Source organism: Paenibacillus sp. S-12 (assembly GCF_030363895.1).
GTDB classification, from domain to species: domain Bacteria; phylum Bacillota; class Bacilli; order Paenibacillales; family Paenibacillaceae; genus Paenibacillus_B; species Paenibacillus_B alvei.
Window position 1 is genome coordinate 104,531 of record NZ_JASIUF010000012.1, and the last position, 9,236, is coordinate 113,766.

The 9,236-nt window shown below is 50.2% G+C and carries 1 protein-coding gene; it reads right to left on the reverse strand.

Annotated features, from left to right (window positions below; all coding sequences use genetic code 11):
* Complete coding sequence (locus tag NO352_RS11720; protein WP_289355735.1) at nucleotides 1–9,183, reverse strand: non-ribosomal peptide synthetase; 9,183 nt, start codon at nucleotides 9,181–9,183, stop codon at nucleotides 1–3.
* Nucleotides 9,184–9,236 lie beyond the last annotated feature (53 nt).

Sequence of the window (9,236 nt, forward strand, 5' to 3'; positions counted from 1 at the left end):
TTAGCTGTTCCTCCCGCCATGCATTTTTTTCATGATCAAGTCCAACTCTTGCTGGCTCAGCCCCGCTTCAGGGAAATCTGAAGGCGTGAACGTATCTGCAGCAGAATGATGGCAATTTGCGATGATGGCGTGAAGCGTTTCAGTAAAGTCATTCGCTAACTGCTCAATGGTGCTCTTATGATGCAAATTCGTACTGTAGGTAATCATCAACTGCAGTTGGTTATTGACTACCATTCCTGCCACATCGATAAGGTGCTGACGTGAATTGGATAGTTCATGTGTCATCCCGCCTGACTCAGAAGCCGGCTGGAATAAGCCGCCTTCCTCATACATAGATGACATCTGACCCAAGTAGTTGTAGCTCACCTCCACCGTAGGGAACTGCGCCAGTGTATGATTTCCTCGCTCTCCTTGATCGAGATAACGCAATATACCGTAGCCTACGCCACGATCTGGTACTGCCCGTAATTGCTCCTTGACGGCAAGAAGTCGGGATACGGGTTCCGTCTCATAACCTCCGTCAAGCAAGACCGGATAAATTGCAGTAAACCAACCTATTGTACGAGACAGATCCGCTCCCTGCACAATATCTTCACGCCCATGTCCTTCCAGATGAACAAGCAGAGTGCTGCTGCCTGTCCAGCGTTCCATGGCAGCAAGAAGTGCAGTCAACAATACTTCATCAATGCGCGTCCGATAGACGGCTGGTACATTTTGCAGCAATCTCTGTGTGCTCTCTGCATCCAGTTGAACGCTGATGCCTTCAGATGACGCATGAGTATTGATCATCGGAATCTGGTCATCGCTTACTGAATAATCAAGTGGGAGACGCGGTATCCATGCCATCGCCATGTCTTCCCAGTACTCGAGCTGCTGTCTGTATGCTCCCTTGGCCGCTTCTTCTGTAAGCATATGAGCCCATTGCCGGAATGACGTCGTTTTGGCTGGAAGCTCTACCGGATGTCCTTCTGCTAGCTGATTATATACTCGCTCAGCGTCCTCCAGCAGGATGCGCCACGATACGCCGTCTACGACAAGGTGATGAATCGTTAAGAAGAGTCGTGCTGGTTGACCTCCTCCCAATTCGAACAAGGCAGCGCGCATCATAATCCCGCCAGACAAGCTTAAGCTGGCTTGCAGTCCGGCGGCGATCTCTTCGATTTTGGCTGACTGCTCCACCTGCTCCATCATGGAGAGATCGAAGTGTGCAAACGGTACCTCGGCCTCTTCTAGCTCATCATTGCATTGTGTCCAGCCGTGTTCGTCCTCGTTAAATCTCATGCGCAGCGCATCATGATGGCTGATAAGATGATAGATCATTTGTCGTACGATATCCGGGCTTACTGAATCCGAGTGCAGCTGCAGCATGAACGATTGGTTCCAAAGATCACGGTTGACGAGCGGCAGCTCGAAAAACCAGTGCTGCGCAGGAGTAAGCGGAAGCGGCCCCTGCACCAATCCCTGTTCTGCTAGAACCGTTGTCGTCGTTTCCACGACCGTCGCAAGCTCCGCAATCGTCTGGTATTGGAACAATTGCTTCGGTGTCAGCTTCAAGCCTGCTTGCGAAGCACGGGCCACAATCTGAATACTTAGGATCGAATCTCCACCCAGTTCAAAAAAGTTATCATGAATGCCAACCTGCTCTACCCCGAGCACATTCGACCATATTTCCGCCAAAATTCGTTCTGCTTCCTCTATAGGTGCTGCATACCCTTGAGAAGAAGTAAACTCAGGTTCAGGCAATGCATGGCGGTTGACTTTGCCGCTAGGTAGCAGTGGCAATTCATCCAGCACCACAATGACAGTCGGAACCATGTAGTCCGGCAGTTGTTCCTTGAGATAGGCACGCAAATTGTCGCCAGTCAAGTGTCCGCCTGCCTGAGCTTGCACCGCATACGCCACCAGCCGCTTCTCTTTGGAGCCGTTTGTCTTTGCAACAACGATAGCTTGGCTAACATCTGGATGTGAGCTGATTTCCTTCTCAATCTCACCAGGCTCAATACGGAAACCCCTGATTTTCACTTGATGGTCAAGGCGTCCGAGGAACTCCATATTTCCATCCGGCATATATCGAACCAAATCACCTGTTTGATATAAGCGTTCCCCTGGTACAAAAGGACTGTCTACGAACTTCTCCGCTGTCAGCTCAGGCTGATGCAAGTAACCATGCGCCAATCCGTCTCCCCCGATATAAAGCTCGCCAGGCAGCCCTATTGGCACCAAACTTTGGTTTTTGTCTAATATGTAGCATGTAGTGCCCATGATTGGTCTCCCGATCGGAATGATAGAACCCATTTTTTGCGGGAACCTATAACAGCATGTAAATGTCGTATTTTCCGTAGGACCATATCCATTAATTAACTCCAAGCCGTCTAATGCCAGCGCCTTCTGCACATGCACCATGCTTAGCGCATCGCCGCCAGCCCATAGCTGCTTCAATTGACGCAGTCCGTCCAAGTTCTCCTCTACCATCGTATGGAAGAGCGGGGCTGTCAGCCAAGCAACGGTAACCTTATTGGTCTGCATATATTCGCCAAGCTCCTGAACAGAAGGCAGCCCTGGAGGCATAATGGCTAATGTACCGCCATTTAGCAAGCTTCCCCATACCTCGAACGTTGACGCATCGAAGGAGATAGGGGCGAATTGCAGCATAACCTCACCTGATCCGAACCGGGCAAAGTCGAGTCCTTTCACAAGCCGAACGATGCCGAGATGCGGGATAGATACTCCTTTTGGTCGTCCGGTTGAGCCTGAAGTATAGATGATGTACGCCAAATGTTCAGCACCGCATGACAGCTCAGGCGCATCCGTCGTTTGCTCTGCAATCATCTCCCATTCTTGATCCAGCAAAATCATTTTCGCTGCCGTCTTAGGCAGCTTATGCTGTAATCGCTCCTGTGTGAGCAACAGCGCAATGTCTGTCTCCTCCACCATGAACATAAGCCGTTCTGTCGGATAATCCGGATCAAGAGGAACATAGGTTCCTCCAGCCTTTAAAATACCAAGCAGGGCTGCAATCGCATCAAATGAGCGTTCCAACGCAATCCCGACAGGGACATTAGGACCGACCCCATGCTTACGCAAATATTGGGCAAGCTGATTTGCTCTTGCTTGCAGTCCGCGGTAAGTAAGCTGCTCTGACTCGAACACAAGTGCAATTGAATCAGGGGTACGTGCTGCTTGTTCATCGAACAGCTCATGCACCGTCTTATCACGCGGGTAATTCCCAGCCGTATCATTCCATTGATGAAGCAGAAGACGCTCCTCGTCCTCGGTTAGCATTGAGATGTTACGAATGCTGTCATGAGATTGCTTTATTATGCCTGCCAAAATTCGTTCTAAGTGTACTGTAATCTGTCTTATCGTTGCTTCGCTATACCGATGAGCATCATAACTGACACGCAGTTCCAGCTCATGACCAGGGATGACCGTTACAGTAATCGGATAATTCGTCCGCTCATATGCCTTAACTTCAAGCAACTCCAGCTTCTGAGCTGACTCCATCTCCAGTTCGGCTATTGCTGCTGCTACTTCCGGTGAAGCCTGCAGCACAGGATAGTTCTCGTAGACGACGAGACTTTCGAATAGTGACGTCCCACGCGGCACCTCACTCCAGCTATGAACCTGAGCTAACGATGCATATTCATACTGCCTCATGTTGGTCTGCACTTCTTGCAGTTCACGCAGCCAGTGCAATACTTGCTTGTGCGGCTCTATGTATACACGAACTGGCAATGTATTGATGAATAAGCCAACCATCGTTTCGACCGCATCAAGATCAACCGGTCTGCCCGCAACTGTCGTTCCGAACATAACGTCTGCTTCCCCGCTATAACGACTGAGCAGAAGTGCCCATGCTCCTTGGATTAACGTACTGATCGTAAGCTGTTGACTGCGTGCAAAAGAGTCAAGCTCGTTCGTCAACACAGCGCCAATTCCGACCATCATCTCGTCATACTGTACTTCTTCATGTTCCGGAGCCGCCGCTCCCATTATGGCAGTAGGGCTCTCTATTCCTTGCAAATAGCTCTTCCAAAATTCCTCTGCCAACTTCTGATCTTGCTTGTCGAGCCATGCAATATAATTGCGATACGAAGGTACTGGATCAAGACTTACAGATGTACCCTCCGCATGCGCTTCATACAAGAGGAAAAATTCGTGAATAACGATCGGCACACTCCACCCGTCAAGAAGTAAATGATGGAATGTCCAGATAAACTGGTTCACATTGTCTTCAAGTCGTACAATCGTGAAGCGCATCAGTGGCGACTGCGCGAAATCAAAGCCCCGACGGCGATCCTCCACGAGTAAGCTCTGCAACATCTCTTTGCGCTCCTTCGCTGGAAGCGAACGATAGTCCAGCACCTCCACATTCACCGGCGCCTCGTCGCAAAGTACGAGATGCGGGCGTTCCAGCCCTTCCCATTCAACATGGGTGCGCAGAATCGCATGCCGAGCCATCACTTGCTGCCAAGCTTGCGTGAATGACCGCACCTGGAATGGGCCTTGAAGCGTAAATACACTCTGCTCGCAATATAGGCTCGCTTCCGGAGCCTCCAGCGAATGGAATAGCATTCCCTCCTGCATTGGCGTAAGCGGAAATAAATCTCGCAGCGCATTGTTCCGAGCATAGACTTGATCAAGCTGCTGTTGCGTAACTTTGGCAAGCGGGAAGTCTGAAGGCGTTACCCCTACCGCATCAGGCATCTGGCAATGGGAGATGATTCCAACCAGTTCTTCCATATATCGATCCGCAAGCTGCTCAATGGTAAGCGAATTATAATTGTTGTCGCTGTACGCCCACGTCACATGAAGCGAGCCGCCCACAATCATGCCGGATACATCAAGTAAATGCTGACGAACGGTTGACGGATCAAACTCAGCTCCCATAGATTCCGCAGCGCCGCTAAACAGAGCATCTCCGCTGGATCCCAGCGTCTGATCAAATTGACCCAAATAATTAAAGCTAAGCTTAGGTGACGGGTACTCCTCAAACGGCCTGAGCATTGGTGGTTGAGCTACATAACGCAGCAGCCCATAAGTTAAACCACGATTTGGTACAGCACGAAGCTGTTCTTTAATAGATTTCAACTGTTCACCGACTTCATCTTGCTCCGTAAGCTCAAGCAGGAGTGGATACATGGAAGTAAACCAACCCACCGTTCTCGATAAGTCAATTCCTTCAATTACCTCTTCTCGTCCATGCCCTTCCAAATGAAGCAGCAGCTTCTGATCCCCTGACCACCATGCCATCGTACGCGCCAGTGCCGTCAACAGCACATCGTTAATTTGGGTTCGATAGGCCGCAGGTACATCGTGCAGCAATTGCCGCGTCTCTTCGGCAGACAGGATGCGAACGGTCTGTTCAACAGTTGCGGCGGTGCTTGCTCCTTCTCTATCCACAGGGAATGCTGGTTCGTACGTGTTTCGTTCCCCGAACCAGTAAGCAGCATCTGCCTGTACTTCCGCCGAACATGCATATTCCGTCTGCTTCTCGGCCCATTCCCGGAAGGAAGTTGTTTTGGCTGGAAGCTCCACAGGTTCATTGTCGACTAATTGTTCACAAACGTTATGTAAATCTTCCAACAAAATGCGCCATGATACACCATCCACCGCTAAATGATGAATAATCAACAGTAGTCGCCCCGCAGTACCTCCCCCAAGCTGGAAATAAACAGCCTTAATCAGATTTCCTTCAGCCAGTTGTATGCTACGCTGCACCTCATCAGCTGCCTGTTCAAGCGCTTCCGCTTGTTGGTCTTGCGGCAGATGAGACAGATCTACTACAGCGAATGGAATCTGTTCCGAGATGCCCGCATTATGCTGCACCCATCCCTCTGAACTTCGCGTAAACTGCATTCTTAGCGCGTCATGATGGGCAACCAGATGGCCAATCGCATGCCGCAGCACATCTATACTTAACTTCGGATTGACGGTCAGCACCATGCCTTGGTTGAAGTGCTGTGGAGCTGAAAACTCTTGCTCGAAGAACCAGCGCTGTATCGGTGTAAGCGCTGCGGAGCCTTCGACGACTCCTTGTGCCGCTGTAGTCGTCTGCATCTTCACCGCTGCATGTGCCAGTTCTGCAATCGTTGGATGAGCAAAGAGCTGCTTCGGCGTAATATGCAGACCTTGTTTTTTGGCGCGGCTAACAATCTGAATGCTTACAATCGAATCGCCGCCTAGGCTAAAGTAGTTGTCATGAATGCCGATCGGTTCAATCCCAAGCACATCCGACCAGATCTGAGCGAATTGTTGTTCCACTTCAGAACGAGGTGCGACATAAGTCTCGGTTTCCAGTGTAAGATTCGGTTCAGGCAGCGCCTTGCGATCGACTTTGCCGTTCGGTGTAAGCGGAAACGCGTCAATAATCATGAAAGAGGCAGGCACCATATAATCCGGAAGCCGCTCCTTCACATAGTGACGCAGTTCGGCCCCTTGCACCGCAATAGCAGTCGTGTCTGCCAGCGTAACATAGGCAACCAATCGCGGGTCACCCGCCGACGTCTGATGCACAACAGCCAATGCTTCGCTAATGGCAGGATGCAAGGCAAGAACAGTCTCCACCTCACCCAGTTCAATACGGAAGCCGCGTATTTTTACTTGATCGTCCTTGCGGCCGATATATTCAATCTCTCCATCTGTCCGATAGCGGCATAAATCCCCCGTAGCATACATCCGCTCATCAGGTGATGATCCGAACGGATTGCGGATGAATCGTTCGGCAGTCAATTCGGGTTGCCTCCAATATCCTCGTGCCAGACTTTGTCCAGCCACATACAATTCCCCTACAGCGCCCACAGGAACAAGCTGCAGATGCCGATCCAATATGTACGCCTTCGTATTGGCAATCGGTCGACCAATCGTTGGCGCTTCTTCGCTATCTCTTCGGACAGGTATGAATCCGCTCGTAGAAACGACCGTATTCTCCGTCGGTCCATAGTTATTGACTAGTTGGAACGGCAGCTGTTCTGCTGGGTAGCGGTGAAGCTTATCGCCGCCGACCAGCAGCACGCGCAGCGATAGCTGATTCGGCCACGGTAAGTCAAGCAGTCTTTCACCAATCGGTGTCGGCATGAAACTAATTGTAATATGCTGCTCAACAATCCAGTCTCTCAATTGTTCAGGTATAAGCCTCGTATCTTCGTCCGGAATGAACAGGCCTGCACCAGCCGTTACATACGGCCAGATTTCCCATACAGAAGCATCAAAGGCAGTACCGGCCAGTAAAGTGGCACGATCGCTCTCCGTCACCTTATACGCATGTTGATGCCAATTGACCAGATTAAGTAGAGCATAATGTGTAATCTCTACTCCCTTCGGTCTGCCTGTTGAGCCCGAGGTGTAGATAACATATGCCACATCGTCAAGATCTGCCTCACATATGAAAGCTTGAGCATTATGCTGTTCGATTTGATCCCATTCTGTGTCTAGGAAAATAACCCGAGCGCCGTGGTCAGGCAGTCGATCTTGAAGCCGCTGCTGGGTAAGCAATACCTGTACCGCTGTATCTTCTAATATAAATTGCAGACGCTCCTTCGGGTATTCGGGATCAAGCGGAACATAAGCCCCGCCCGTTTTCAAAATGCCCAGCAGCCCGACAATCAGTTCAACCGAGCGCTCTGCACAAACGCCTACTAATGATCCTTTCCCGACACCTGCTTGCTGCAGAAATCTCGCCAGCTGATTAGACCGTTCATCCAACTCTTGGTAGGTGATAGATACGTCTAAGCTTGATACTGCAATCTGGTCGGGCAGCTGCTGCGCCATCTGAGCCACGCCATGAGGAACGGGACTTGTAAGCGCAAGCGGCAGCGCGGTATCATTCCATTCATGCAGCAGCTTCTGGTACTCTGCTTCAGGCAGTGATGGAAGGTCTGCAAGCGTGCGCTTTTCATTGTGGACAATGCTTGTCAGCACAGCTTGCAGTTGCTCCAGCAACCTCTCGATAGCATCGCCTGTGAATCGATCACATGCATACAGCATCTCAATTTTCAACATTGACCCTGGTCCTGCGACGATAGTCAAAGGATATCCGGTTTGCTCGAAGCTTTGCACTGCTTCCAGCTTTAAATTCCCTTGCTGTTCAATCACACTGCCGTCAATCGGATAATTCTCGAACACGACAATACTATCGAATAAGCGTTGTCCCTTTGGCAGCTCACTCCAATTCTGTACCTGCAGCAGCGGACTGTGCTCGTACTGCCGCAATTGTGTCTGATAAGCTTGAAATTCGCGGAACCAGTTAATAACAGTAGCATGACCTGGCACCTGAACGCGAACTGGCAATGTATTGATGAACAAGCCAACAATGGACTCTGCTCCCGGCAAGTCGTGAGGACGGCCTGAAACAACTGAACCGAAGACAACATCCTCTTCACCACTGTTCCTGCTCAGTACAATCGCCCAAGCACCTTGCAGAAGCGTGTTCAGTGTCATTCGATTACGGCGTGCAAATGCTTGCAGCTCTGCGGTGATATCCTCAGGCAGTATAACCGAACATTCGTCATACTGCTGCCCTACTTGTGCCGGAGTTCGGCCAATTGCTATCGGCGTCGGGCTTGAAAATCCTCGCAGTTGATCGCGCCAGAACGCTTCTACCTTCGACATATCCTGTTTCTTTAACCATGCGATATGATCGCGATACGGCCGCGAAGCATCGAATACTCCATCTACTCCTGCACGGAGACATTCATATTGGGTAAATAATTCGCGGAACAGAATTCCAAGGCTCCATCCATCTAAAAGTAGATGGTGGATCGTAATAACAAACGTGTAGCTCTGTTCCGCCATCTGAATCAAAGCAAGCCGCAGAAGCGGAGGCTCGCTTAACACGAATCCCCTGCTTCTGTCTGCTTGTAGATACGCTTCAAGACGATGCGGCTGCTCCTCCTCTGGGACGGAGCGCCAATCAAGAAGTTCCTGCGTAAGCTCAACTTCACGGTTCACAATTTGAATCGGTTCTTTCACATCGTCACTAATGAATGAAGCTCGCAATATAGCATGCCGCTGTACAATGTGCATCCACGCTTTATTCCAATCGGATGGATCCAGATCCCCCTTGAAACTCAAGGAGGACTGGACGACGCATACGCCAGAATCAGGCGCATATAAACTATGGAATAACATGCCTTGCTGCATAGGGGAAAGCGGGAAAAAATCTTCAATGTGATTAAGGCTCATTGTATATACACAATCCTTCCCGAATCAGAATACCTGGTGAATGTCTTGTGCTG